This window comes from Psychrobacter proteolyticus (assembly GCF_038155145.1).
Lineage (GTDB): Bacteria > Pseudomonadota > Gammaproteobacteria > Pseudomonadales > Moraxellaceae > Psychrobacter > Psychrobacter proteolyticus_B.
This window is the reverse complement of sequence record NZ_JBAKAY010000001.1, coordinates 296,643-322,511: the sequence shown is the minus strand read 5'-3', so window position 1 is coordinate 322,511 and position 25,869 is coordinate 296,643. Positions and strand designations below refer to the sequence as shown.

20 protein-coding genes are annotated in these 25,869 nt (G+C 41.4%); 12 read left to right on the top strand and 8 right to left on the bottom strand.

Annotated features, from left to right (window positions below; genetic code table 11):
* The first annotated feature begins 107 nt into the window (after window positions 1–107).
* The 6 genes from queA to infA all read left to right on the top strand — a co-directional run bounded on the left by queA (window position 108) and on the right by infA (window position 7,366).
* A complete protein-coding gene (gene queA / locus V6252_RS01270; protein WP_341608961.1) occupies window positions 108–1,310 on the top strand; it encodes a tRNA preQ1(34) S-adenosylmethionine ribosyltransferase-isomerase QueA in 1,203 nt (400 codons plus the stop codon).
* Window positions 1,311–1,420: 110 nt separating this feature from the next.
* Complete coding sequence (locus V6252_RS01265; protein WP_341608960.1) at window positions 1,421–3,184, top strand: peptigoglycan-binding protein LysM; 1,764 nt, start codon at window positions 1,421–1,423, stop codon at window positions 3,182–3,184.
* 51 nt (window positions 3,185–3,235) lie between these two features.
* The gene (locus V6252_RS01260) at window positions 3,236–4,882 is read left to right on the top strand and encodes a FimV/HubP family polar landmark protein (protein ID WP_341608959.1); all 1,647 of its coding nucleotides are present in this window, start codon (window positions 3,236–3,238) and stop codon (window positions 4,880–4,882) included.
* 163 nt (window positions 4,883–5,045) lie between these two features.
* Window positions 5,046–6,146 (top strand): asparaginase, encoded by a 1,101-nt coding sequence (locus V6252_RS01255; RefSeq protein ID WP_341608958.1) that lies wholly within the window; start codon window positions 5,046–5,048, stop codon window positions 6,144–6,146.
* Window positions 6,147–6,189: 43 nt separating this feature from the next.
* Complete coding sequence (gene truA, locus V6252_RS01250) at window positions 6,190–7,023, top strand: tRNA pseudouridine(38-40) synthase TruA (RefSeq protein WP_341608957.1); 834 nt, start codon at window positions 6,190–6,192, stop codon at window positions 7,021–7,023.
* Between the two features lie 121 nt (window positions 7,024–7,144).
* A complete protein-coding gene (gene infA, locus V6252_RS01245) occupies window positions 7,145–7,366 on the top strand; it encodes a translation initiation factor IF-1 (protein ID WP_021814850.1) in 222 nt (73 codons plus the stop codon).
* Window positions 7,367–7,626: 260 nt separating this feature from the next.
* On the opposite strand, the gene V6252_RS01240 is transcribed toward infA, so the two are convergent.
* The 5 genes from V6252_RS01240 to leuC form a co-directional block, all read right to left on the bottom strand.
* A complete protein-coding gene (locus V6252_RS01240; protein ID WP_341608956.1) occupies window positions 7,627–8,748 on the bottom strand; it encodes a L,D-transpeptidase family protein in 1,122 nt (373 codons plus the stop codon).
* Window positions 8,749–9,113: 365 nt separating this feature from the next.
* Window positions 9,114–10,217, bottom strand: a complete 1,104-nt coding sequence (gene leuB, locus V6252_RS01235; RefSeq protein WP_341608955.1) for a 3-isopropylmalate dehydrogenase — start codon at window positions 10,215–10,217, stop codon at window positions 9,114–9,116.
* Window positions 10,218–10,280: 63 nt separating this feature from the next.
* Complete coding sequence (locus V6252_RS01230; RefSeq protein ID WP_296207943.1) at window positions 10,281–11,000, bottom strand: hypothetical protein; 720 nt, start codon at window positions 10,998–11,000, stop codon at window positions 10,281–10,283.
* A gap of 137 nt (window positions 11,001–11,137) precedes the next feature.
* Window positions 11,138–11,788 carry a 3-isopropylmalate dehydratase small subunit gene (leuD, locus tag V6252_RS01225; protein ID WP_341608954.1) on the bottom strand — a complete coding sequence of 217 codons (651 nt, stop codon included), beginning with the start codon at window positions 11,786–11,788 and terminating at the stop codon, window positions 11,138–11,140.
* Window positions 11,789–11,930: 142 nt separating this feature from the next.
* Window positions 11,931–13,349, bottom strand: coding sequence for a 3-isopropylmalate dehydratase large subunit (gene leuC, locus V6252_RS01220; protein WP_341608953.1), 1,419 nt, complete (start codon window positions 13,347–13,349; stop codon window positions 11,931–11,933).
* A gap of 374 nt (window positions 13,350–13,723) precedes the next feature.
* Between leuC and V6252_RS01215 the strand changes: the two genes are divergently transcribed.
* Together V6252_RS01215 and putP are read left to right on the top strand one after the other, a co-directional pair.
* Complete coding sequence (locus V6252_RS01215) at window positions 13,724–14,596, top strand: LysR family transcriptional regulator (protein ID WP_057759318.1); 873 nt, start codon at window positions 13,724–13,726, stop codon at window positions 14,594–14,596.
* A 458-nt stretch (window positions 14,597–15,054) separates the two neighbouring features.
* Window positions 15,055–16,554: a sodium/proline symporter PutP gene (gene putP, locus V6252_RS01210; protein ID WP_160020915.1), complete on the top strand. Its 1,500-nt coding sequence runs from the start codon at window positions 15,055–15,057 to the stop codon at window positions 16,552–16,554.
* Between the two features lie 578 nt (window positions 16,555–17,132).
* Here putP and V6252_RS01205 read toward each other — a convergent pair.
* The 3 genes from V6252_RS01205 to V6252_RS01195 all read right to left on the bottom strand — a co-directional run bounded on the left by V6252_RS01205 (window position 17,133) and on the right by V6252_RS01195 (window position 20,499).
* A complete protein-coding gene (locus V6252_RS01205) occupies window positions 17,133–18,440 on the bottom strand; it encodes an OmpP1/FadL family transporter (RefSeq protein ID WP_341608952.1) in 1,308 nt (435 codons plus the stop codon).
* Window positions 18,441–18,816: 376 nt separating this feature from the next.
* Window positions 18,817–20,019, bottom strand: coding sequence for an OmpP1/FadL family transporter (locus V6252_RS01200; RefSeq protein ID WP_341608951.1), 1,203 nt, complete (start codon window positions 20,017–20,019; stop codon window positions 18,817–18,819).
* Between the two features lie 222 nt (window positions 20,020–20,241).
* Entirely contained in the window at window positions 20,242–20,499 is a 258-nt protein-coding gene (locus V6252_RS01195; RefSeq protein WP_341608950.1) for a SlyX family protein, read from the bottom strand.
* A 240-nt stretch (window positions 20,500–20,739) separates the two neighbouring features.
* On the opposite strand from V6252_RS01195, the gene V6252_RS01190 reads away from it, so the two are divergent.
* The 4 genes from V6252_RS01190 (at window position 20,740) to V6252_RS01175 (ending at window position 25,733) form a co-directional block, all read left to right on the top strand.
* Complete coding sequence (locus V6252_RS01190; RefSeq protein ID WP_341608949.1) at window positions 20,740–22,683, top strand: ATP-binding cassette domain-containing protein; 1,944 nt, start codon at window positions 20,740–20,742, stop codon at window positions 22,681–22,683.
* A 521-nt stretch (window positions 22,684–23,204) separates the two neighbouring features.
* Window positions 23,205–23,789, top strand: coding sequence for a ubiquinol-cytochrome c reductase iron-sulfur subunit (gene petA / locus V6252_RS01185; protein ID WP_057759305.1), 585 nt, complete (start codon window positions 23,205–23,207; stop codon window positions 23,787–23,789).
* Window positions 23,790–23,811: 22 nt separating this feature from the next.
* Window positions 23,812–25,017, top strand: coding sequence for a cytochrome b (locus tag V6252_RS01180; protein WP_178379291.1), 1,206 nt, complete (start codon window positions 23,812–23,814; stop codon window positions 25,015–25,017).
* Window positions 25,017–25,733 (top strand): cytochrome c1, encoded by a 717-nt coding sequence (locus tag V6252_RS01175; protein WP_298807958.1) that lies wholly within the window; start codon window positions 25,017–25,019, stop codon window positions 25,731–25,733. The genes V6252_RS01180 and V6252_RS01175 overlap by 1 nt, the downstream gene beginning before the upstream one ends.
* The last annotated feature ends 136 nt before the right edge of the window (window positions 25,734–25,869 follow it).

Sequence of the window (25,869 nt, the reverse complement as noted above, 5' to 3'; positions counted from 1 at the left end):
GCTATTCAAATATGTTTTGTGCACGGTGACTACTTAGTAAAGCAACCTTTTATAGCAGTATTTCTGCTACAATTATGCCAAAATTTCTATCCATTTAAAGACTGATTATGACCAACGCTCACACTGCATCTTCCGATTCTAATACTCCGCCTGATACCAATAACAATAGTGACGTCTTAGATTATCTAAGCGTGGAAGATTACGACTATGACCTACCAGATCGTTTGATTGCGCGATATCCATTGGCACAGCGTTCTGCTTCAAAACTTTTGTACTTGCCTGCTCACATTGACACAAATGCTACGCCTGTAGAAGACTGTTTGTTTTCTGAATTGCCTGAATTGTTAGACGCTGGAGACCTGATTGTATTTAATGATACAAAGGTGATGAAGGCACGCCTATTCGGTCAGAAAGACACTGGCGGTAAACTTGAGGTCTTGATTGAGCGATTGGTTAATGTCTCAGACTTAGATATAGCAACACTGCATTTAGAAGATTCAGATAATGAGTCAGTCAACCAAGAACATATTGCCCTTTGCCATGTAAAAGCCAGCAAAGCACTGAAACTTGGTCAACGTTTTCAACTTGCCGATAGTCATATGAGTGGCGCGATGATTGGTCGTCAGGATAACTTGTTTATTTTAGCCTTTGATGCGCCAATTTTGCCTGATTTAGAACTTTATGGTGAGCTACCTATCCCGCCTTACTTTGAACGTCATGCCGATGACACCGATAATACTCGTTATCAAACGGTATTTCATGACCCTGCTAAGCTTGCAAGTGTCGCTGCACCGACAGCAAGTTTGCATTTCGATGAATTGGTGCTCAATAAGTTGGCAGAAAAAGGCATCAATACTGCTTTTGTGACATTGCATGTTGGCGCCGGTACCTTTGCACCAGTTAAAACAGACAATCTACTCAATCATACTATGCACAGTGAGTCTGCACATCTGCCACAAGCAACTGCTGAGCTGATTAATCAAACGCATGCAAATGGCAATAAGGTTATTGCTATTGGCACCACGGTGACTCGCGTCCTTGAAACGGCGTATCAAAAAACGGCTATTAATGGACAAGCACTCTCTAGCTGGTCAGGGGACACAGACATCTTTATTTATCCAGGGTTTAAATTCGGTGTTATCGATCGACTATTAACAAACTTTCATTTACCCAAATCGACGTTGCTAATGTTGGTATCAGCTTTTTCTGGCAAAGCATCGATTGAACAGGCCTATCAACATGCTATTGAAAAAGAATATCGATTCTTTAGTTATGGCGATGCGATGTTACTTGACAAGAAAATAAGCTGAACATTAAATAAACATTTATGCATTGGACGCAACAGTTGTGAAATAAACTGGTAAACTAAACCGTACTTTGTTATAACAGCAAAGATAACTTATTTTGTAAAGGACTGCTCATGTCTTGTCATTTATCTCGTCGCTTGACTCCTGTACATCGCGCGGTATCGATGGCATTACTTTATTCTGTAGGTTTGGCCGCTATTATTCCAAGCGCGCAAGCTGCAACTATCGGTAAGACAGTCGTTAGCTCAGCTCAACATGAACCTTTAAACGCAAGTATCGTGGTCACCGACATACGAGCGGCTGACTTTTCAGCGAGCTTGGCCAATCCAGTTATCTATCAACAGATGGGATTGACTCCGACTGATTCAATGAATGTGCGTTTTCAAGCAACTTCAGCAACCAGTGGTCAGGTATTAATCAGCACATCACAGCCCGTGTCCAAGCCTTTTGCTGATTTGGTATTATCGATCAATGATAATGGACAGCGAAATATTGTACCAAAAACATTATTAATGCCGTTAAACGATAGTCTACCGATTAATAAGACTCCAGAAAACATTGTCAAAGGTACAAAAAAACCTAATTTACCTAGTGTTTCTGCAAGCACAGTCAAACCGTTAACCGTAAGAAAAGGTGCGCCGCCGCCACTAATATCAGTATCTAACACTGCTGAAAACCAACCAGCTCTAGCAAACATAGCAGCAGTTGATTCTTCTATTTCCAGATCAGTATCTAACATACAAGCCCCGACAGTGACAGCTACTTCGCAGACTAGCAATCTTACTTACGCACCTAGTCGGCTTGATAATGGGCGTTTAAATAGTGATTCTGATATAAAAAATACTATCAGTAATGCAAAGAATACTGATAACGGCCTTAGTTCATCAAACCGTTTAGATAGCAGTGCTTTGAGTGCGAATAACAGCACTGAACCTACGAAAGCTATTGACAACGATAGCGATAAGGCAAGTATAAAAAGCACTCCAATATTAGATAAAGTATTAATTGATAAACCACTCGACACTCTAAATATTCAAGTCATACGGCAGATACAGCCGAGTCGTAAGAAAACAGATGCTGATACATCACCCGTACCTACTCCAACTACTAGCATCATAGCAAGCAATACTGAGAACAATGATACTAGCGTCATTGCAGCTTCTATTGACAATACAACTTCGAAAACTCCTAATAGCGCTATTAATAATACCTCTTCAAATGACATAGCAATAGATAGTTCGACAGTTAATCAATACCAAGTACAACGTAACGATAGTCTATGGATCATTGCCCAACAGATAGCGCAAGAAAATAACCTAGATACTTCAACTGTGATGAAGCAAATTCAAACACAAAACCCTGATGCCTTTATCAATAGAGATGCGGACCAATTAAAAGCAGATGCTAAGCTCAGTCTACCCAGTTACGATGTCATACCGTCACAGAAAAATCTAGAAGCGGCCATCGATGCCCAAAGACAATATATTCGTAGAGCAAATACGGCTGCAATGCAAAAAACAGCTCAAAAATCTATTAAGAAACCATCCAAAAGCACTCAAACAGTCAAGGCCAAACGTCCTAAGAAAGTAGTGATTACTAAAACGCAAATATTACCAAAAGCGCAGTTTTCTGTGCTTGCGCCCGGGCGAGACGGTAATGCAGATGGAACTCAAACGAAATCAGCTTCAAATACTGGGAGTGGTTTGAGCACCGATATACTGGCAACTCTGAAAGCCACAAGGCAGAAAACTGCAGCACAAGCTCAGCGTTTATCAAGTACTAGTAACGCTCTTAATAGTTATACTAAAAAGCTTCAACTACAGAATCAAAAACTGGCTGAGCTACAAGCTCGTCTTAAAAAATTACGTAATCAATAATTGTCTGGTTGATCAACACAAGAGATTGTGATCACAGGCGTAGGAGTAACTATGGACAATATGCTATATATCATCGCTGGATTGGTACTTATTTTATTAGTAGCTGGTTTTTTATTACGTAAAAATAAAGCTCAAAAATCGTCAGTACAATTGCCTACAAATTCAGAAAGAAACACAATTACCCCAACGTCAAAAGTAGATTATGGTGCTCCTACCCAAAATATTGCAATTGATGAGAATAAATTTGATCACGTTACCATTGCTCAGCGTTTTATGGATCAGCAACGTTATGATAAAGCAATTGAAACTCTCGAACGCGGTTTAAGTGACAAACCTAATGATGGAGCACTTTCTCTTAAATTACTAAGCATATACGCTACGATAAATCAGCCAGAAGACTTTGATAATGTTTATGCGTCTATAAAAACGTACAATGACGAGAGTACTATTACTCATGCTGATGAACTAAAGAGTTTATATTTCGAAGAACAGAATCCAGTAGTCGCTCAAGAACTACCAGTAGAAAATATGACTAACTTTGAAAGTATAGACTTTGATTTGCCGCCGAGTAAAGTTGATACCGATGTAATGTCTAGTCGTTCAGTTGTTGAAAGCACTAACAATACTGCAATAAATGAGCCTATCGACAGCTTAGAAGTGTCAGACGAAGTTAACAGTGTCAATCCTACTACCGAAACTTCGAATGATAGCTTTGATCTGACGCTCAGCGATTTAGAGAATGATTTCGATGCGCCTAATACGACAAATGAAACGCCTGTCATACCATTGGACAACGTAAACGACAACGTTTTAGAGACTTCTGCTAACGATAATATTAGTAATAATGAAGATGATGAACTCAGTGACTTTGACTTTGATTCATTTGATGATACTTCGAATGAATCAACTATAGACACTAATCTCTCATATAATGACAATGAGAAAGCAGTACTAGAAGAAGATGAGTTTATCTTAGACTTCGACGATCTATCAGCCGATGTAGATGAAGATATAGCCGTAACTAGTAAAGAGGATTCTAATACAAAAGAACACTCTATCGATACTATTCAAAACAGTGAGGATGACTTTGCTTTATCTCTAGATAACCTAGATACATCGGATAATATAGATACTACCTTAAGTGATGAACTACCTACTACTGAAACAAATAGTGATGATATCGATAACTTTATTTTTGAGGATATTGACTTTGAAGGCAATGCCTCCGAAAACACTACTCTTAAAAAAAATAGCTTTGTAGATATTAACCTTGAGGAACCATTACTCAATAATGATATTGAGTTTAATGATGTTGAAGAATCGAATGTCGCACCTACTGCATCATTGAGATTTGATGACAATACGCTGATAGACGATGATTTTAATATTGACGATGCTGATTCTCTATTTGACGCTCCATCGGTCACTACCCCAGTCTCTACAGCTGCGCCAGTTGAGAGTGATACTTCTATCACGCCTCAAGAAACTGAATCAGCAGAAGATTTTTCATCACGTTTCGCAGCAGATTTTGATTTCGTAAAGTCATTAGACAGTAATCAAGTGACGTTAGACTTGGCAGATCAATATTTACATCTGGGTGAATATGACAGTGCAAAGCGTCTACTCAATGAGGTGATAGCTCAAGGTAATAGTGAACAGAAACAGCAAGCACAGTTACTACTTGAACGTACTGCGTAGTTAATAGTATAGTCTCTTATCAGCAAGTACTTCCTAATCACGGGATGCTTGCTGATTTTTTTTGCATTTAACTCTAATACTATCTATTATTGAACCCTTTAGCCATCGTTGCTCAATTCTCCAGCACCTCTTTTCTTCCATACTTGTTTACTGTGTTGATACTATGCCATCTTCTGTTATGCTCAAAAATCTATCCGACCCTATTCAACTGATTTATGCTGGCGGTACCTTTGGTAGCTATGGCAGACCTTTAGCGCCATTATCAGCAGAAGTGTTTTTGCCTACTCTACAAAAACTTTTATCTGCACAAGACAGTACGAATAATTTACCGACAGTCTCATGGTTAGAAAACACCCTGATCAAAGACAGCAGCCAGCTTACCCCTAACGACTTTGCGCACTTCTATCAACTACTACTGAATGCTTATACCAAAGGTGATAGACGCTTTGTACTCATCACTGGCACGGATACGTTGAGTTACTTAGGCGCATTTTTAGCAGAAGCTTTTGCAGGTAGTGATATTTGTATTGTTCTGACTGCAAGTATGCGCCCATTATTAGACAGTGAAATATTGCATTCCTATAACATCGACGAACATAGCGATGCTTGGGGCAATCTCAACGACTCATTAAAACTAGCCGCTGCTGGTGAGTCAGGCGTGAAAATTAGTTTTGGCGGCGAATCATGGCCTGCTCAAACGGTACAGAAAATTCACAGCCATGATCTGATGGCATTTACTGGTCATTCCCGCGCCGCTTATCCAGCCAATAGCTATATAAAAATTCTATCTGACACTCGTAGGCAACATTGGCTTGATGACCAACAAGACTTGCTGTCCAGTATTCAAACACGCGCTGAAAACACGAGTGTTCATGCGCTATATTGCCTACCTAACGATGTTTCGATGATAAACAACCAGCTACAAGCTTTATTGTCGCAGCCACCATGTGGCATTATTCTATTAGGGTTTGGCGCCGGTAACATCCCTTATTCAGCTGCATTAGCAGAGACACTAACCCTTGCTCATGAGCGTGGACATATGGTGATATCGGCCAGTCAATGTCCATTTGGTGGCGTCAGCGATAGTTATGCGGCAGGCAGTTGGCAGTACGAGCATCATGTCATTGCTGGTGGGCGTTTGACCATACCTGCTATTTATGCCCGATTACTATGGTTGCTACTTCGCTATGATAGTCCTGCAAGACGCAGACAGCGTTGGTTGAACAATATCAGTCAAACTGGCACTAGCATCAAAAAGCGCTAAGCGACTTTTAATTAACTCCCATTTTATAAGTTTAGAAACCCTAATGTCTGAGACTGAAATTATTGAAACTGCACCAACCTACACTTTAGCGATTGCTATTGAGTTCTTAGGAACTCATTATCATGGCTGGCAACGGCAACGAGAGGTTTTGGGTGTACAAGAAGCCTTAGAGACAGCTATCGGCAAAGTTGCCAATGAGCCTGTAGAAGTCATCGCAGCTGGGCGTACTGACGCCAGCGTACATGCGAGCAATATGATTGCCCATTTTACAACTCATGCGTATCGCCCAACTCATAACTGGTTACGCGGTGTAAATAGTTTGCTTCCCGATGATATTGCTCTACGCTGGATACAACCCATGCCAGCTGATTTTCATGCGCGCTTTGGTGCCATTGCTCGTCGCTATCGTTATATTACGCTCAACCAAACACAGCGCCCCGCCATACTAAATCATCAAGTGACTCATATTTATGAGGCGCTTGATTTGAAAGCCATGCAGCAAGCAGCAGCTGATATCGTCGGTACACACGATTTTAGCAGTTACCGTGCTGCAGCCTGTCAATCCAATCAGCCAGTACGCACGATTAGCCATGCCAATCTTTTTGCTCATGGCCAATTTATCGTTTTTGATATACAAGCAGATGGGTTTTTACATCACATGGTTCGCAATTTGATGGGCACATTATATGCCATTGGTAGACATGAGCTAGAGCCAGCAGATTTTTTGAATATTTTGCATAAAAAGGACCGGACGATTGCACCACCTACCGCTTCAGGTGATGGATTGTATTTTATCAATGCTTATTATCCTGAACGTTTTCAAAGTTTATTGCCAGATGCGCCATTAACGCCTGTCTGGTTAAATCTACCTGACTAAATCAATATCATTTGGCATACATATCACTTACATGCTGTCAAGTCAAAAGCAGGTTCGTATTGCTTTAATCCGCTAACTTACGTATAATATGGGCTTATTTTTTAATTGATTGATACAAATTATGGCAAAAGACGATATTATTGAATTTGAAGGCGAAGTCATTGATACCCTTCCTAATACTTTGTTCAAAGTTCGTTTAGAAAACGGGCACGAAATCATCGCGCATATTTCTGGTAAGATGCGTAAGCATTATATTCGTATCTTGACAGGTGATAAGGTTAAAGTTGAAATGACGCCTTATGACCTATCTAAAGGCCGTATCACCTACCGTGGTAAAAACTAAATACTGACTGACCAATAGGGTTATGAAAGTATTAGCATTGGTAAGATACAGCCAATAGCCGAATAGCTACGTTATCGCTGATAGCTGATATGACGCTTGGGTAGTGAAACTGATAATAATAATGAAAATGCTAATCTGCTCATTATTGCCTATCAATATTTTAGTTATTTAGTATTGACTGTTTCTACTTACCACAAAAAATACCGCTAGATTTTAGCGGTATTTTTTTGTTCATTTTTTATGATTTAGTACTATCGCGTTTAACTAAATTCAACAGTTGCGCCGTTTTTTATGACTCCGAGCAAACTAAGCGCATCCCAATTGGTCAAACGCACACAACCTGCTGATGCTTGACGACTAATACGAGCAGGATTTGGTGATCCATGGATGCCATAAGTTGGTTTACTAAGTCCAATCCATACTGAGCCCACTGGATTGTTAGGACCTGGTGGAATGATCAACTTGCTGCCATCATTGGCCGTATAAGTATAGTTGGGCTCGTGCACCTTTACATTGACAGTATGCGTACCTGTTGGTGATGGTGTCGCTGTACTGCCCACTGTCGTCGGATAGCTAGCGATCAAATTGTTGTTATCATCATAAGCGTAGAGTGTTTCAGTGGCTTTATCAGCGACGACACGATGCACAGGCTTGGTATTAGGATTACCAGGGTTATATACCGTGATAATTTCACCAGCAGTAAAACTGGCATCAGGATTAAGCGATTTTAAGTATTTCTCACTGATATGAAACTTCTCTGCCAACGCCTCAGTAATGCTTTCGTAGTACATTCCCTCAAGCTTGGATTTGGCAACAGAATCAGCAGGTATGGTTGTGGTTTTGACATTCACATCTGCTTCAGTGAGCTGATAGCTGACTAGCACTGGTTGAGTTGTGAGATTCTCATTCTTGGTCAGCGCTTGCCACGTCTCATTGTTCAACGTATCGGTTACGTCTAAACCATTCGCTTTTTGGAACGCCTGCATGGCTTTGCGAGTATTTTTGCCCCAGTAGCCATCGACAGGCCCTACTCCGTTGTGATGCCAGTTTAATAGAGCCTGCAGCTTGGTTCCTACGTTACGATCGATATCTGCATCCATTGTCCAAGTGACATTATTTACCTTTTTCGCATTGTCAGATAGGTTCTCAGTTGTGTATTTAATAGTAGGCAATAGCTTATTCAATGAAGTCGCAGCTTTACTATCTCCTGTTAACTTTTGACTTACGCCATTAGTCACTGGACTGACTTCTGCCGGAGCCTTGACGCTACTATTTGCGTTCACACTATCCGTTGTTTCTGCTGCGATGCTTTGCCCCATGAATAGTAAGCTAGAGAGACTAACCACTGTCAATGCTTTACTGATTCTTGTTAATTGATACATCTAACACTCCTCATTTAAGAAATTCTATTTTTGTTTTAAGTTTGCAAATACTACAGTTTTTTGGATTTTTAGAACTTACCTTCGGCATCTAGATTTTGAATATTTTACTTTTGCTAAAAGCAAAATATTTTAGCTCCTTTATAAGCTACTAATATTGTCATATTACCTTGTGAGCATATAACAGCTTTGTGTTAAAAGGAGCTTTGTTGTACAGCGTCTCTGTTAAGACAATGCTTGTAGATAAGTTTTGCTAACAGATAAACAATAAGAAACCCATAAGCCACTTAGTAGCTTATGGGTATATAACACGCAAAATAAGACTGTGGAAAATGCTATATAAGAATAGCCTTTAAACGCAAGTTAACTTATATCAATTTAGCTAAGACCGCCTGACCCATTTCTTTACAGCCTACCTGCTTAAGCCCAGCTTCACTGCTATCTAAAATATCTAGCGTACGTAGACCATCATCAAGCACATCACTAACTGCCTGCTCAATTGCTTGTGCCGCTTCTTCTTGCTTAAAGGTATAACGCAGCATCATAGCAACAGATAAGATAGTCGCTAATGGGTTGGCTTTATCTTGTCCTGCGATATCAGGTGCTGAACCATGACACGGCTCATACATGCCCTTACCTGACTCATCTAAGCTCGCTGATGGCAACATACCGATAGAGCCTGTCAACATCGCAGCTTCATCAGATAGAATATCGCCAAACATATTACCTGTCACCATAACATCGAACTGCTTAGGATTTTTAATCAACTGCATGCAAGCATTGTCAGCATACATATGTGATAGCGCCACATCGCTATAGTCAGCTTGCTGCATCTCGATCATCGTCTGTTTCCACAGCTCGGTGACTTCTAACACATTAGCTTTATCAACTGAACATACCTTAGCTGCTGTGCCTGCTGCTTGCGCACGCGTTTTTGCTAATTCAAAGGCAACTTTACCAATGCGCTGAATCTCACTTGTGCTATACACCATCGTGTTATAGCCCTGCTGCTCACCGTTTTCTAATGTGCGGATACCACGAGGCTCACCAAAATAGATACCGCCTGTTAGCTCACGAACGATCAATAGATCTAAACCTGAGATAATTTCAGGTTTGATACTTGAGGCATTAGCCAACTGTGGATAGAGCTTGGCTACGCGTAGGTTGGCAAATAAACCAAGCTCACCACGGATTTTCAATAGACCACGTTCAGGGCGTTTACTACGCTCGATTGCATCCCATTTAGGACCACCAACTGCACCTAGCAATACGGCATCTGCGGCGCGAGCACGAGCCAATGTCTCATCTGGCAAAGGCTCACCAGTTGCATCAATAGCTATACCGCCAATCAATCCATACTCAAGCGTTAAATCAAGTGAAAACTTATCATTGACAGCCTTGAGCACGTCAATGGCTTGGGTCATAATTTCAGGGCCAATACCATCACCCGCTAATGTTAAAATCGTTGCCATACTGATCCTTTTGGAAATATTTTTATTGGTTGATTATATTTTCGAGCTTTTTATACTCATATTTTATACTGCCATTTTTTTGACTTTAGGTGCTGATGTCACTGCTTTGGCCATACCCGTCTCTACAAACTCGCCTTGATGCTCAGCGTCTAGTTGCTTACAGAATCGGCGCTGTACTTGAGTACCTTGCAATAGCTCAATACATAAAGGCTCAGGTGATGCTGTGTCCAATAGACTGCCTGATTTTTCGCTGCTCTTCTTTTGATAAGCACGTAACTGATAGGTACCTGCTTCAGTGAAATCATGAATCATCGCAAAACGCTCAACATAGCCCATGTTATTCTCTGGATAAAAATTCACATGTACCTCGTGTTTGGCAGGCATGACCCGTGCATAATAGTTGGTCAATCCTGGCATACTCGAAGGTGCTAACGGCACAACTTTTATGGCATTTTTATTGACGAGTGGTGTCATATCCATATTCATCGATGTTTTTGCCATACCTTCTTGACGTGGTAAGGCTGTCATAATCTGAGGATTGATTGGCTCGTGACTGTTGGGCGCAATAATGAGCGTTTTATCTATCTGCACAATTTCGCAATGATATGTACCCACACATGCAATATTTACTTCACCAACGATAGGTTTGATTTTACCCACCCATGCTTCAGCACTCTCTGCCTCATTTATTTTTTGATAGCCCGTCAATAGCTGACAGCCTGACAATAATAAGCTTGCAGCAACAATTGTACTTGTCCATAGAGCATAACGTTTTGTATTCATAATGGCGGCTACTATTCAAGAGAGATAATAAAATGTAGTGAAAAACTACCCTTCATTTTAGACAGTTCACCGCCATAACTCAACGCTGCGTTGCGACTACTCATAGTTTTATGAGCAGTAGATTATAAAATGACCTTCTACGATCTTACGTCGTTAAATATCCACGGTGTTTTTTGCATCATTTGTTGCTCGTAATCTTTGATAGCATCACTTTGTTGCAAGGTTAGACCAATATCATCAAGTCCGTTTAATAAGCAATGTTTGCGAAAGGCATCTACTTCAAAGGCATACTCTTCGCCAGTTGGTGTGATAACGACTTGACGCTCAAGATCCGCGGTCAACTCATAGCCTTCGTTATCGAACGTTGCTTTCATTAACGTATCTACAATCGCTTCATCCAACACAATCGGCAACATGCCATTTTTGAAACAGTTATTATAGAAAATATCTGCAAAGCTAGGCGCAATTACCGTACGGAAACCATACTCTGATAACGCCCAAGGTGCATGCTCACGACTAGAGCCACAGCCAAAGTTTCTGCGTGCCAACAAGATAGTAGCGCCTTGATAACGTGGCTTATTCAATACAAAGTCTGGATTGATGACTCGTGTACTGTTGTCTTGACCAGGATAACCTTCGTCAAGATAGCGCCAATCATCAAATAGATTTACGCCAAAACCTGTACGTTTAATAGACTTTAAAAACTGTTTTGCGATAATTTGGTCGGTATCGACGTTTGCGCGATCTAACGGGCAAACGATACCTGTTTGGGTGTTATAAGCTTGCATAAAATTTCCTATCAATTATATTTTTGCTGGCTGATGATTTTGATAAGCGTATTAAACAGTAAATAATTTTTTACCATCTTTGACACCATGCTCATATATTTATCGTTCATACAAGCATGATGTCAGCTACTTACTATCAGTCTTAAAACGTACGAACATCCACAAAATGTCCTGCCAACGCGGCGGCAGCTGCCATTGCTGGGCTTACCAAATGCGTACGACCACCATTACCCTGACGACCTTCAAAATTACGATTCGACGTTGAGGCACAGTGCTCTTGCGGCTCAAGTTTGTCTGCATTCATTGCCAGACACATTGAGCAACCCGGCTCACGCCATTCAAAACCAGCTTCGGTAAATAACGTATCCAATCCTTCAGCCTCTGCTTGCAACTTCACCTGTCCAGAACCTGCAACAACGATCGCTTCTTTTACGTTATCAGCAACTTTGCGACCTTTGATTACCGCTGCCGCATCACGTAAATCTTCGATACGTGAATTGGTACATGAACCGATAAATATACGATCAAGTTGGATATCCGTAATTTTCTGACCTGCCTCTAGCCCCATATAAGTATAAGCACGTAACCAGCCCTCTTCTTGAGCTTCATCAATGGCTTGATCTGGTGTTGGTACAGATTGCGTGATATCTACTACCATCTCAGGCGATGTACCCCAAGACACCTGCGGTGCGATCTGACTGCCATCGATTTCTACCACAGTATCAAATACCGCGTCATCGTCTGAATATAGTGTACGCCAATAGGCTTCCGCTTGTTCCCATTGTGCTTCGTTTGGCGCATATGGACGACCTTTGACATAGTCAATCGTCGTGTCATCGACCGCAACCATACCGACACGTGCACCTGCTTCGATCGCCATGTTACAGACGGTCATACGACCTTCCATACTCATGTCTTCGAACACTTGACCTGCAAATTCAATCGCGTGTCCTGTACCACCTGCCGTACCAATCCTCGCAATAATAGCTAACACCACATCTTTTGAAGTAACGCCAGCACCAAGTTGACCAGTGACACGGATTTGCATATTTTTTGATTTCTTTTGAATCAAACACTGCGTTGCCAATACATGCTCAACTTCGGAGGTTCCGATACCATGAGCCAAACAGCCAAGTGCTCCATGGGTCGCTGTATGCGAGTCACCGCAAACAACCGTCATACCCGGCAAGACCAAACCTTGCTCTGGACCGACCACGTGCAAAATTCCTTGACGCGCATCATTGATAGTAAATTCAGCAATATCAAACTTGGTGCAATTATCGTCCAAAGTGACAACCTGCAAGCGTGATACCTTGTCTTTAATCCCCGGTACCCCTTCCAAGCGCTCTTTGGTGACGGTCGGCACATTATGATCTGGACTGGCAATGTTGGCCGATAAACGCCATGGCGCTCTATTTGCCAACTCCAACCCTTCAAATGCTTGCGGACTCGTCACTTCATGCAACAGGTGGCGGTCGATATAAATCAGGCTCGAACCATCGTCGCGCTTAGTGACTTCGTGAGCGTTCCAAAGTTTGTCATATAACGTTTGACCAGCCATGTTGCTATCCTTTATAGGTTACTAATTAATTAATTTTTACTTACTTGCAAATTGCCAAGCTAAGATTCTATGTAAATGCTATGTCTATCTATAATGTTTAATAATTACGGTCGTATCTAAGATTTAAATATTATTTCTTCATGAGACCCAACATATGACTAAAATTAACGCTTAAAATACGTTTTAAATGGCAAATAGCCAATTTTTTAGAATAAATATGTCACAATACGCCTCGATGTCTTGTGATTATAGCAGGCAAATCCTATAATAATAATTGATGATTTTTAACCAGACGCAAACTTTTATTTCTAATACGTTGTGATTGGGTCAGCCAACTTTTATTTATAGCTCATAAAGTAGCTAAGGACATTCGTTTGAACACCACAAACTTGACGACATTCGTTACCGTTATGCACACTGGCAGTATCTCAGGTGCCGCAGAAAAGCTGTTTATCACGCAGCCTGCTGTCAGTAAACGTATCAAAAACTTAGAAGACGAGTTTAACATTACCTTGTTTGATACGGTAGGACGCGGGATTGTACCTACTCAAGCTGCCAGCGAAATGCTACCTCATGCCAAGCGTTGGCTAGAAGATTATGAGAATTTTAAAATCAACTTGCAGCATTCTCAGCATATTGTCTCTGGCAAGTTAGTCATTGGTACTAGCCATCATATTGGCCTACATCATTTAGCACCTGTCCTGAAACACTTCATTCAAGCTTATCCAGCTGTTCAGTTAGAAGTACACTTCGTAGATTCTGAAAAAGCACACAAAGCAGTACTAGATGGTGATTTGTCTTTAGCCTTTGTTACGCTACCACCTGTCTATGACAAGCGGCTAACCTATCATACGCTATGGTCAGACCCTCTTTACTTTATGACTGGTACGCTATCAGCGTTGGCAACCAAATCAAATGTCACTTTAGAGCAGCTGGCCCGATACCCTGCTATTCTACCGTCTGCCAATACCTTTACTAGTCAGATTACTTTGGCCGAATTTGCCAAGCACAACTTAAAGCCTTATGCCACGATGAGCACCAACCCGCTTGAGTCTATTCGTATGCTGGTGTCTGTCGGTCTTGGCTGGTCAGTACTGCCTCAAACGATGGTCAGCCAAGATTTGGAACGTATTGATATGGCAGACAATATTGAGCTGCAGCGTTATCTAGGTGTGGTCATTAATCCAAAGCTTACGCAATCTAGCAGTGTCACCGCGCTCTTAGATTTACTGGCTCCTATTGAATAAGACTCGCTAACTATAACAATATATAAATTCTACCTATTCGCATTTGTACCTCTCATGCGTTATAATACGCTTAACGTTGTTTGTATAACAAAAATTTACCACAAGGACACTGATAGTCATATATTGAATACTTCTAGTAAGATATGATGGTTAACAGTAGGTTTAATGGTTTTGATTGATTGTGTAGGTTGCTAATACTCATATATAAATAGCAGATGCGAGCAATAACAATAGATAAGTGGAATGCGAAATTCCCATTGTTCTCTATCTCTATATGAGTGCTAGCCATAGAACGACATCAATCATATATAACTACAGAAGATACTGAAAAAAGCCATTATGTCTTAATTAATGGCTTTTTTTGTCTTTAAATATTGTTTTGGACATCGCCTTGTAGGACAGAACTTTTATAGTTAAAAAATAATTACAGCCAACCATGTTGGTTAAGGACAATTTATATGAACGGAGTTTCTAGTGGCGTGCTGATATCACTCGGCGCCTATTTCTTAGTGATGATTGGGATTGGTGTTTACGCTTATTTTAAGCAAGCCAATGATACTGAAGGCTATATGTTAGGGGGTCGTAACTTAGGCCCAGCAGTAACCGCACTTTCTGCAGGTGCATCAGATATGTCAGGTTGGTTACTACTTGGCTTACCTGGTTATATGTTTGCTGATGGTGTTGTCAGTATTTGGATTGCGCTTGGTTTGACATTAGGTGCATTATTAAACTATCTCATCGTAGCACCTCGCCTTCGTGTTTATACCGAAGTGGCTGACAACGCTATCACCCTACCCGATTATTTTGCCAACCGCTTTGAAGACAAGTCGCATATGCTACGCGTCATCTCAGCAGTGGTCATCATTCTATTCTTTACCGTCTATACCGCTGCAAGTCTTGTAGGTGGTGGTAAACTCTTCGAAAGCTCACTTAACCTCTCATATAGCACTGGCTTATGGGTTACTGCTGGTGTGGTTGTGGCTTATACGCTATTCGGTGGTTTCTTAGCAGTATCTATGACCGATTTCGTACAGGGTGTCATCATGCTGTTTGCCATGGTAATCGTACCTGTCGTTGCCTTTACTGATCTTGGTGGTATTTCAGCCACTACAGAAGCCGTCAGAAATATCGACCCTACCCTTTTAGACGTTACTAGCGGTATGAGTGTCATCGGTATTATTTCGTTAATGGCATGGGGTTTAGGTTACTTTGGCCAACCGCATATTATCGTACGTTTTATGGCAATTCGTTCAGTGAGAGATGTACCGACCGCACGTAACATCGGTATGAGCTGGATGGTTGTGAGCCTTATTGGTTCACTAATGACTGGTTTTGCTGGTCGTGCCTACGTACAAAAAACTGCGATGACACTGGACGATCCTGAGACTATATTCTTAGTATTCACTCAGTTCTTGTTCCATCCATTGGTTTCAGGTTTCCTATTAGCAGCTATTTTAGCGGCAATTATGAGTACTATCTCATCGCAGCTATTGGTTGTATCAAGCTCTCTAACCAAAGATGTATACAAACTATTCTTTGATAAAGATGCACCAGAAGCTCGTCAGGTATTGGTTGGTCGTATCTCAGTGATCATCGTCGCTATCGTTGCCATTATGCTTGCTTCTAACCCAGATAGCTCAGTATTGAACCTAGTTTCTAATGCATGGGCAGGATTTGGTGCAGCGTTTGGTCCATTGGTTATTTTCAGTCTGACATGGCGTGGTATGAACCGTAATGGTGCTGTTGCCGGTATGGTTGTTGGTGCGTTGACTGTTATCCTATGGATTTATGGGCCTTTCCAAGTAGATGGTATGGCACTAAATAGCTGGTTATATGCTATTGTTCCAGGCTTTATCTTAAGTACTATTGCTATCTTTGCTGTTAGTATCATGACTGGGGGCCCAAGACCTTCAGTTTCTGCTAAGTACAAAGAGATGGAGCTAAACTTAAACAAATAAGTTTACGTAATGTCTTAAGTTTATTGCCATAAAAAAACCTCGTCATTATTGGCGAGGTTTTTTTATGAGTAACGACTTAGTATATTTAACCTACTATAGTATCAAAACAAGAAAAATTATGACAAATGAGACAGTTGTACGGACAAAGATAGTAGCATCTGATAGCTCTGTGATGGATATACTACGCTAGATTATCCTAGCCTATTTGGCAGTTCAACTGCCGCTCACTTTTACGAAGTAAGCCTTTATCAACAATACTTCTTTCCTTAATATCACATTTGATTACCTATTTAGATCTTTTCCTTGTATACCTTAAGTATGCTACGTTATTAACAGCTCATTCGGTAAGGTATAAGTGCGTATCTGCTCTTGATCCAAAGGATATGCGTTATACATGGATACGGAGCTAAACTAAGCAAATAAAATATAGCTATGCTATATAAATTAATACTATATAGATAACCTTTGCTGTTCTACCTATATTTGAACACTAATAATAGAATACTTAATAGAAAGCCCATAAAAAAAGCGACCCATCATAGGTCGCTTTTTTACTACATAATAGTCATTAAACCACACTATCTTGCTTGGTAAGATACCTTCACACCAGCAATATAGCCGTCATTGTCTTGGAAATCACCAACGAGCTTGCCGCTAGGTAACTGACCTTTTGCATCACCGAACCATAGGTATTTACCACCTGCCGATATAGCCCAGTTTTCCGTGACGTTATATTTAGCACCAAGACCGACGCTATAGTAACCATCAATAGGACCCAAAGATGTTGTTTCATCACCTGTACCACTGTCCCAACCAACCGTACCGCTGATCGCTAGCGCTGGAGCAACACGCTTAGCCAATCCTAGCTCTACTTGCCATTGGTCATCGTTATATTCAACCAAGTTCAGACCATTAGGCGGATAACGACCTTGACTGACTTCATTATATAAAGGTGGGGTTAATACAAAGTCACTCCATGGAACCCAGCGTACTTTCGCTGTAGCTAGTGTTGTAGGGTTGATACCTGTCTGGAAGTCAAAGTTAACTGATTGAGGTGTAGTCACTTCAATTTTACCACTTCGTGTATCTGAGAGTGCTCCACCCGATGCAATACTTCTAATAGGATAAGTCTCTGAAGTATTCGCATCATGTTCAATTTCAGAACGATAAGTCAATGCAGCTTTCAGTGCAATCTCAGGCTTACTGAAGGCCAAACCTGCAATATAACCATATTCCATATCAGGATTACTGGTTGACGTGTAACCGGTAGCAGGTCCATAAGCTAAGCCGCGTAACTTGGTCGTAGATTGGATACGCTGTGCAACTGGACCACCATATACTTGGAAGTTTTTATTGGCACCAAACTTCATACCAAGAATACCCGTTAGGCTTTGACTACGAACCTCCACATTGGTATTTTCACCAGCAGTAGTGGCTTCAGCAGTTGCTATTGCACCTGCAGTCTGTGGGTCAACTCCATCAGCTGCTAATTCACCAAAAGACTCAGCGAAACTATCGCTTGCAACAAAATTACTTTGAGTATACTCAGCAGCTGCACCGAAAGGCTCATCATATAAGATACCAACACTAAAGGTATCGTTAATGTCAGCTTTTACGCCATAGCGAAAGAAATCATAAGCTTCAGCAATATCGCCCGTCTTATTACCACGTTCGTAATCATTACTATAAGGATCGCTATTAGCAGTATCATAACCGCTTACGTCGGCGTCAATATAAGTATAGGCAGCTTCTGCATAGGTACCATCTTGAAAGAAAGCAGTGACGTCTTGGCCTGAACGATCAAGACCAGCAGCATTAGTCATGCTAGCGACAGAGAGAGTAGCGATTGCTACTGCAAGGGTTTTCAAGTGAAAGGTAGTGCGCATTGTGTATCTCCAACGGTCCTTGTTGTATTACTACTTTAATAACCAATATATAGCATTGCTGCGCTTAACATTGAGAGTATCAAAGTCGTGTCCTAAGTTGAATACTAATGCCTTTTTGACACTAAAACAACAATTAAAGTGCTTTATTTCTCAATTATGACTGAACAGTACAAATAAGATATAAATCAAACAATGTCGTTTACTTCTACTTTTAAATATGAATTTTCTAAAGAATCATTTGTTCACAGGAGAGTTTTTCTTCAGGATAAAACGGATTCACTATGACTATAATACTGCTTATAAAAAAAGCGACCCTTAAAGGATCGCTTTTCTATCAATAACATTTAAAATATTTGCTATATAACTAAGCTGTGAACTACTGAGCTTGGTAAGAAACTTTTACACCAAGTACAAATCCGTCGTTGCTCTCAAAATCACTCACAACTGTTTTACTTGGAATCTGTCCTTCAGCATCACCAAGCCATAAGTATTTACCACCAGCTGAGATTGCCCAGTTTTCAGTAACGTTATATTTAGCGCCTAAGCCTGCACTGTAGTAGCCTTCCGTAGGCCCAAGTGAGGTAACAGGATTACCAGCACCACTATCCCAACCAACAGTTCCACTTACTGCTAGTGCTGGCGCTAGGCGCTTAGCAAGACCTAGCTCTACTTGCCACTGGTCATCATCATAGCTAACTAAATCTAAGCCTTCAGCAGGAATACCTGCGCCTTGTGGTATTGTTGCTAATACTTGACTAACGTTATTGTACGATGATGGTGTAATCGCAAAGTCACTCCATGGTACCCAACGTACTTTGGCAGTCGCTAAGGTCGTTGAGTTGATACCTGTCTGGAAATCGAAGTTTACTGACTTGGGTGTAGTAACTTCAATACTTTCACCGCTATTTGTTGGAAGTCCAAAAAGAACAGCGTTTGGATAAACTTCAGCTGATTGCGCATTATGTTCAATTTCTGAGCGGTAAGTTAAAGCAGCTTTCAATGCGATTTCAGGCTTGCTATATGCAATACCAGCGAGGTAACCATACTCTTGATCAGCACTGATGTGAGCGGTATAACCATTAGCAATACTATAAGCTGGACCACGTAGCTTTACATCAGCTTCAACGCGCTGAGCGACTGGGCCGCCATATACTTGGAAATTCTTATTCTCGCCAAATTTAGCGCCTAGGATACCTGTAATGCTCTCAGTACGTACTTCTACATTAGTACCTTCACCGTTTGCATCTACAAAGTTATTATCACCACTATAATCGGCTGCTGCGCCAAAAGGCTCATCATATAAAACACCAATGCTAAAGGTTTCGTTGATATCTGCTTTTACACCATAACGGAAAAAATCATAAGACTCTGCGATATCATCGATTTTATTACCTGAGGTATCTTTACCAGTAACGTCAGCATCGATATAAGTGTAGACAGCTTCTGCATAAGTGCCGTCTTGTAGGAATGCGGTGATATCTTGACCTGAGCGATCAAGGCCAGCAGCACTAGCAACACTAGCAACAGAAAGAGTAGCAACAGCTACTGCAAGAGTTTTTAAATGAAAGGTGTGGCGCATTTTATATCTCCAAACATCCGCATTGTTTTACTGTTTTACCCATTATTAATTAATAGGTAATCAGCATCCGAGGTGGAAGATAGTAAAGACTTTTTAACACTAAAACAACTACAAAAACATATTATTTCTATGTTATGACCACATAGTCATCAGACAGTATCTATATATAAAAATACGTATATATTTTCCGCTATTAGATGCTTTCTTTTCAAATTATATTTATTAATAATGTGGTGGTCTGTCTGCCATTACATCAAATGGTGCAATACCACTTTCTGTATCCTGACCTTCAATTTGCTTATAAATCAGCTGTAGTTGACGTTGCAGCGTATGAATATCTTTGTCTTGTCGCGTGATTACGTCATCCAGTCGTTCGACGGTAACTTCAAGGTGCGCTAGGCTCATTTGTAAATCGACTACTTGGGCTTGCAAATCATTTTGAACATCAGAAGTATCATCTGTAATTTTAGGTTGGTTCATATTTTTCTCTAAATTATAGTAAGTATTAAATTGAAAGGATGGATTATTAAAGGGTTTGAAGGGTACCGTAAATTAGCGATAAATCTACAAACATAGTCATGGAATAGGAGCAGTTAGTAAAAACAATAAATAGTACTGATAAAACTATTTACTCGCACTACAGTAACGCGGTGGCATGTTATACTGCAGGCAATTTTGCAACAACCCCTACCTCACTATTATATAAGCTTAAGATACTCTATGGCACTGATTCATTTAAAAGACATTCACTTAGCCTTTGGCGTCGCGCCTGTTCTTGATGGTATTGATTTTTCTATCAATACAGGCGAGCGTGTGTGCTTGATTGGCCGAAACGGCGAAGGTAAATCTACTTTGTTTAAACTGATCAATGGCTCATTGCAGCCTGACAGTGGCGAGATTATTACCAACAGTAGCATGCGTGTAGCGATGCTAGAGCAAGACGTTCCCGAGACCAGTGGTCGCATATTAGACATCGTTATGGGCGGTAGTCGTCGTACGGCTGATTTGCTCATTAACTATAATAAGCAAGTCGATATGTGCGCGAATGGTGATATGGATGCCTGTGAGCATATGGCGACCCTACAGCATGATATCGATGCGGTACATGGTTGGGACTTAGAACGCGATGCCATGCGTCTAATTACGACCATGGGCCTTAATCCAGAAGACGACTTATCATCTCTATCTGGTGGTCGTAAGCGCCGCGTGTTACTTGCTCGTGCGCTAGTTACCAAGCCTGATGTACTACTACTAGATGAGCCAACCAACCATCTGGATGTTGAAAGTATCGAATGGTTAGAGCGCTTTTTGCTTGATTGGCAAGGCTTGACGTTATTGTTCGTGACTCATGATAGAGCATTCGTAAATAAGCTATCGACTCGCATTATTGAGCTTGACCGCGGCCAATTGACCAGCTATGACGTAACACAAGGTGAAGGTGGTTACGCACGCTATCAAGAGCTAAAAGAGCTACAGTTACAGGCTGAAGAAAAGAACAATGCCAACTTTGATAAAAAACTGGCACAAGAAGAAGTTTGGATTCGCCAAGGTATCAAAGCACGTCGTACTCGTAACGAAGGCCGTGTACGTGAACTAAAAGCCTTACGTGAAGAGCGTAGCGATCGCCGTGAGCAAGTGGGCAATGTAAACATCACCATGGGTCAAGGCGAGAAAAGCGGTAAGCTTGTCTGTAAAGTTAAAAACTTACATCTTGAATATGACGGCAACGTCTTGGTAGATGATTTTACGACCACTATTATGCGTGGCGATAAAATCGGTATTGTCGGCCCTAACGGTGCCGGCAAAACTACGCTTATTAAAGCCCTACTCGATATGTCTGATGATGAAGTTACCAAGTCTGGTAGTGTCGAATTAGGTACTAATCTGAAAATCGCATTCTTCGATCAGCTGCGTGATCAGTTAGACCTTGAAGCAAGCGTTGCGCAAAACGTTTCGGAAGGCTCTGACTTTGTCGAAGTTGGCGGTCGCAAAACACACATCATGAGCTACTTGCAAGATTTCTTATTTGCACCAGAGCGCGCACGTACACCTGTCAAAGCACTGTCTGGTGGTGAGCGTAACCGAGTACTACTGGCCAAACAGTTATTGAAACCTGCCAATATTTTGGTACTCGATGAGCCGACCAACGATTTGGATATGGCAACACTTGAGCTATTAGAAGAGTCAGTCGCCAGCTTTGGTGGTACGATTTTGCTAATCAGTCATGATCGCTCATTCATGGACAATGTCGTTACCTCTACGTGGGTGTTTGGCGAAGATGAAGATGGTAAAGGAGTGGTCAATGAGTATGTAGGTGGTTATCAAGAGTACCTCGTACAAAAGAACCGCGAAGAAGCATCCCGTGCTGCAAAAGCACCTGCCAACAATGCAGCTAGCAACAAAGCGACAAATAAGTCTGGCGCAGCAGCGAAACCAAATAAGGCAGTCAAAAAGCTAAATTATAACGATCAACGCGAACTGGATAACTTGCCAAAAGAAATTGCTGCACTCGAAGCCGAACAAGTTCAATTGCAAGAAAAGCTGGCCGATGGCTCTTGGTTCAATACTGACTTTGATGCGGCGACAGCTGCTAGTGAGCGTCTTTTAACCATCGAAGATGAGATGATGCATAAGCTTGAACGTTGGAGTGAGCTTGAAGGCTAGTATTGGCAACTCTCTAGCTGAGTTTATTGGAATATCGCATGTGTACTTTGCATTGCGTATTTCGATGAACAAGTTTCTGATGGCCTGACAAAACATTATTAATCATTGTGAAGACATCACCACTTTATTATATAGAGTGGTGATATTTGTTTTACAGCAACTTACAAAGTAGTTAGATGGTGAAAGTTAGTGAACATTACCTTAATTTCAAGTATCATTCGCTATTGCTGAAAATCCTTATTATTTATAAGGTCATCACATCATAATCCTTGTTAAAGCAAAGTTAGCGTTAGACGTTGATAATCCAACTGTTTTGGTTTGATTGTCATATTCAACCTTCTAATATGTCCTATTGAGGTTGCTTTATTTTTAACGCAATAATTTATTTTATCACCGAAATAGCTTAGAATAGCAACAATTAGCAAAATTAGGCACAGCTAAAGTGGCTTGATATTGTATATTTTCTAAGCCACAAACCCAGTGTGGGATAATCCCATTTCATTCACCTGGAGGAAGTATTAATGAGCCAAGCCGAAGGCGTTAATGTACAACGCCGTAGAGTTCTTATTGCCTCAACTGCCGCGATTGGTGCAGCTGGGGTAGCTGCCGTGGCGACACCTTTTGTCCGTTCTTGGTACCCAAGCGCTAAAGCTGAGGCTGCAGGGGCTGCAGTGACCCAAGATATTGGTTCTATCGAAGATGGACAAATGATCGTCGTCAAATACCGTGGTAAACCTATTTATGTGGTTAAGCGCACCGAAGACATGGTTGCAGGACTAGAGTCAGTCAAACCTCTATTATCTGATCCTGAGTCTGATGCGTCTCTACAACCTGAATATTGCAAAAATCCTACTCGCTCTTTAGATCCAACCGTATTGGTTGTCGAAGGCGTTTGCACACATTTGGGCTGTGCACCAAACTACCGTCCTGATGTGGGCGCGGTGGATTTAGGTGGTAATGATTGGTACGGCGGATTTTTCTGTCCGTGTCACGGGTCAAAATATGACTTAGCAGGTCGCGTGTATAGCGGCGTCCCTGCACCACTTAATTTACCCGTTCCAGAATATGGTATGGATGGTACCATCTTGACGGTTGGGGAGGCTTAATATGAGTATGGGTAAAAAGTTAATGCATTGGGTGGACGCGCGTTTTCCAGCGACCGAAACCTATGAATACCATATGTCAAAGTACTACGCACCAAAGAACTTTAACTTTTGGTACTTCTTTGGCGTACTATCAATGATCGTACTGGTCAACCAATTGGTGACTGGTATATGGCTTACGATGATGTACAACCCAAGTGCCGAAGGGGCATTTGCGTCTGTTGAATACATCATGCGTGACGTAAAAGGTGGTTGGCTCATTCGCTATATGCACTCAACCGGCGCATCTGCGTTTTTCGTTGTTGTATACCTGCATATGTTTAGAGCCTTGCTATATGGTTCATACCAAAAACCTCGTGAGCTTATCTGGCTCATCGGTATGGGTATCTACCTAGCACTTATGGCAGAAGGTTTCTTCGGTTACCTACTACCTTGGGGCAACATGTCATTCTGGGGTGCTCAGGTTATCTTGAACTTACCTGCAGCGCTGCCTGTTATTGGTGATGGCCTTGCTGAATGGGTACGTGGTGACTATATCATTTCTGGTATTACCCTAAACCGTTTCTTCGCTCTACACGTTGTTGCTATTCCATTAGTACTCGTGGGCCTAGTATTTATGCATATTGTGGCGTTGCACCATGTGGGTTCAAACAACCCTGATGGTATCGACATCAAAAAGCTAAAAGACAAAAATGGTGTACCATTAGACGGTATCGAATTCCATCCGTACTACACTGTGCATGATATGGTTGGTATCGTAGTATTCTTTATCTGTTTCTTTGCAGTGGTATTCTTCTTCCCAGAAGGCGGCGGTTTTTTCCTTGAGCCACCAAACTTTGAGACAGCGAACTCACTGAAAACACCAGCGCATATTGCACCAGTATGGTACTACACGCCTTTCTACGCTATCTTGCGTGCTGTTCCTGATAAGCTTGGTGGTGTTATCGCAATGGGTGCTGCAATTGCCGTACTGTTCTTGATTCCATGGCTTGATAGATCGCCTGTACGCTCAATGCGTTACAAAGGAATCTTGTCTAAAATCGCGCTTACTGTATTTGCTATTAGCTTTGTTGTATTGGGTTACTTGGGTGCAACACCTGCTACACCAACGGCAACTATCATGGCTCGTGTATTCACGATTCTATATTTCTTGTTCTTCTTACTGATGCCGTTCTACACTGCCATTGAGAAGTGTAAACAGCCACCAGAACGCGTTACCGGAGGTCACTAATGAGCACGCTAATTAAATCCCTAGCTGGTCTAGGCTTAGGCGCGGCATTGACGTTGACTGCTGGTACGGCAATGGCGGCTGGTGGTCACGGATGTGGCACATTTACTAACGCTGAAGGTGTTGAAGAGCATTTGGCTTGTAGTACTGCTCCTATTGATTTTACCAATAAGGGCTCGCTACAAAACGGTGCAAAAATCTTTATGAACTACTGTGCTGGGTGTCACTCAGCTAAGTACGTTCGTCACTCACGCATTGCCAAAGATTTAGAGATACCGCCTGAGTTGGTTGAAAAGTATTTGATGGTTACCACTGATCAAATCGGTGACCACATTACTGCTGAGATCGATCCTGAGATTCAAGCGTCTTGGTTTGGCGCTGCGCCTCCTGATTTATCACTTGAGACACGTCTACGTGGCGACGACTGGGTATATACTTACCTATTATCGTTCTATGAAGATCCAAGCCGTCCTTGGGGTGCAAACAACTTAGTACTGGCCAATGCAGCGATGCCTCACGTATTGCATAATATGCAAGAAGAGTTGAGCCAAGAAGAGTTTGAATCTGAAGTTGGTGACTTGGTTAACTTTATGGCGTGGATGGGTGAACCTGCTCGCCATGACCGTCAAGTAATTGGTTTCTTTGTAATTCTATTCTTATTAGTACTGCTCATCCCAGTTTACTTATTGAATAAAGAATTCTGGAAAGATGTCAAATAAGTCATAGTCAGCAGATAGTTCTGCGAATTAAAAAAGGCACTACTTCGGTAGTGCTTTTTTGTGCCTTGATATAGAGTGTAAATACTAGATAAGCTGGGAAATAAGTCGCTCAGCGCTAATGTTTACGTACACTACC

What these genes read in the sequence shown, in the direction of transcription:
- queA (WP_341608961.1), top strand. Translation starts at nt 108, where the DNA reads ATGACCAACGCTCACACTGCATCTTCCGATTCTAATACTCCGCCTGAT.
- V6252_RS01265 (WP_341608960.1), top strand. Translation starts at nt 1,421, where the DNA reads ATGTCTTGTCATTTATCTCGTCGCTTGACTCCTGTACATCGCGCGGTA.
- V6252_RS01260 (WP_341608959.1), top strand. Translation starts at nt 3,236, where the DNA reads ATGGACAATATGCTATATATCATCGCTGGATTGGTACTTATTTTATTA.
- V6252_RS01255 (WP_341608958.1), top strand. Translation starts at nt 5,046, where the DNA reads ATGCCATCTTCTGTTATGCTCAAAAATCTATCCGACCCTATTCAACTG.
- truA (WP_341608957.1), top strand. Translation starts at nt 6,190, where the DNA reads ATGTCTGAGACTGAAATTATTGAAACTGCACCAACCTACACTTTAGCG.
- infA (WP_021814850.1), top strand. Translation starts at nt 7,145, where the DNA reads ATGGCAAAAGACGATATTATTGAATTTGAAGGCGAAGTCATTGATACC.
- V6252_RS01240 (WP_341608956.1), bottom strand. Translation starts at nt 8,748, where the DNA reads ATGTATCAATTAACAAGAATCAGTAAAGCATTGACAGTGGTTAGTCTC.
- leuB (WP_341608955.1), bottom strand. Translation starts at nt 10,217, where the DNA reads ATGGCAACGATTTTAACATTAGCGGGTGATGGTATTGGCCCTGAAATT.
- V6252_RS01230 (WP_296207943.1), bottom strand. Translation starts at nt 11,000, where the DNA reads ATGAATACAAAACGTTATGCTCTATGGACAAGTACAATTGTTGCTGCA.
- leuD (WP_341608954.1), bottom strand. Translation starts at nt 11,788, where the DNA reads ATGCAAGCTTATAACACCCAAACAGGTATCGTTTGCCCGTTAGATCGC.
- leuC (WP_341608953.1), bottom strand. Translation starts at nt 13,349, where the DNA reads ATGGCTGGTCAAACGTTATATGACAAACTTTGGAACGCTCACGAAGTC.
- putP (WP_160020915.1), top strand. Translation starts at nt 15,055, where the DNA reads ATGAACGGAGTTTCTAGTGGCGTGCTGATATCACTCGGCGCCTATTTC.
- V6252_RS01205 (WP_341608952.1), bottom strand. Translation starts at nt 18,440, where the DNA reads ATGCGCACTACCTTTCACTTGAAAACCCTTGCAGTAGCAATCGCTACT.
- V6252_RS01200 (WP_341608951.1), bottom strand. Translation starts at nt 20,019, where the DNA reads ATGCGCCACACCTTTCATTTAAAAACTCTTGCAGTAGCTGTTGCTACT.
- V6252_RS01195 (WP_341608950.1), bottom strand. Translation starts at nt 20,499, where the DNA reads ATGAACCAACCTAAAATTACAGATGATACTTCTGATGTTCAAAATGAT.
- V6252_RS01190 (WP_341608949.1), top strand. Translation starts at nt 20,740, where the DNA reads ATGGCACTGATTCATTTAAAAGACATTCACTTAGCCTTTGGCGTCGCG.
- petA (WP_057759305.1), top strand. Translation starts at nt 23,205, where the DNA reads ATGAGCCAAGCCGAAGGCGTTAATGTACAACGCCGTAGAGTTCTTATT.
- V6252_RS01180 (WP_178379291.1), top strand. Translation starts at nt 23,812, where the DNA reads ATGCATTGGGTGGACGCGCGTTTTCCAGCGACCGAAACCTATGAATAC.
- V6252_RS01175 (WP_298807958.1), top strand. Translation starts at nt 25,017, where the DNA reads ATGAGCACGCTAATTAAATCCCTAGCTGGTCTAGGCTTAGGCGCGGCA.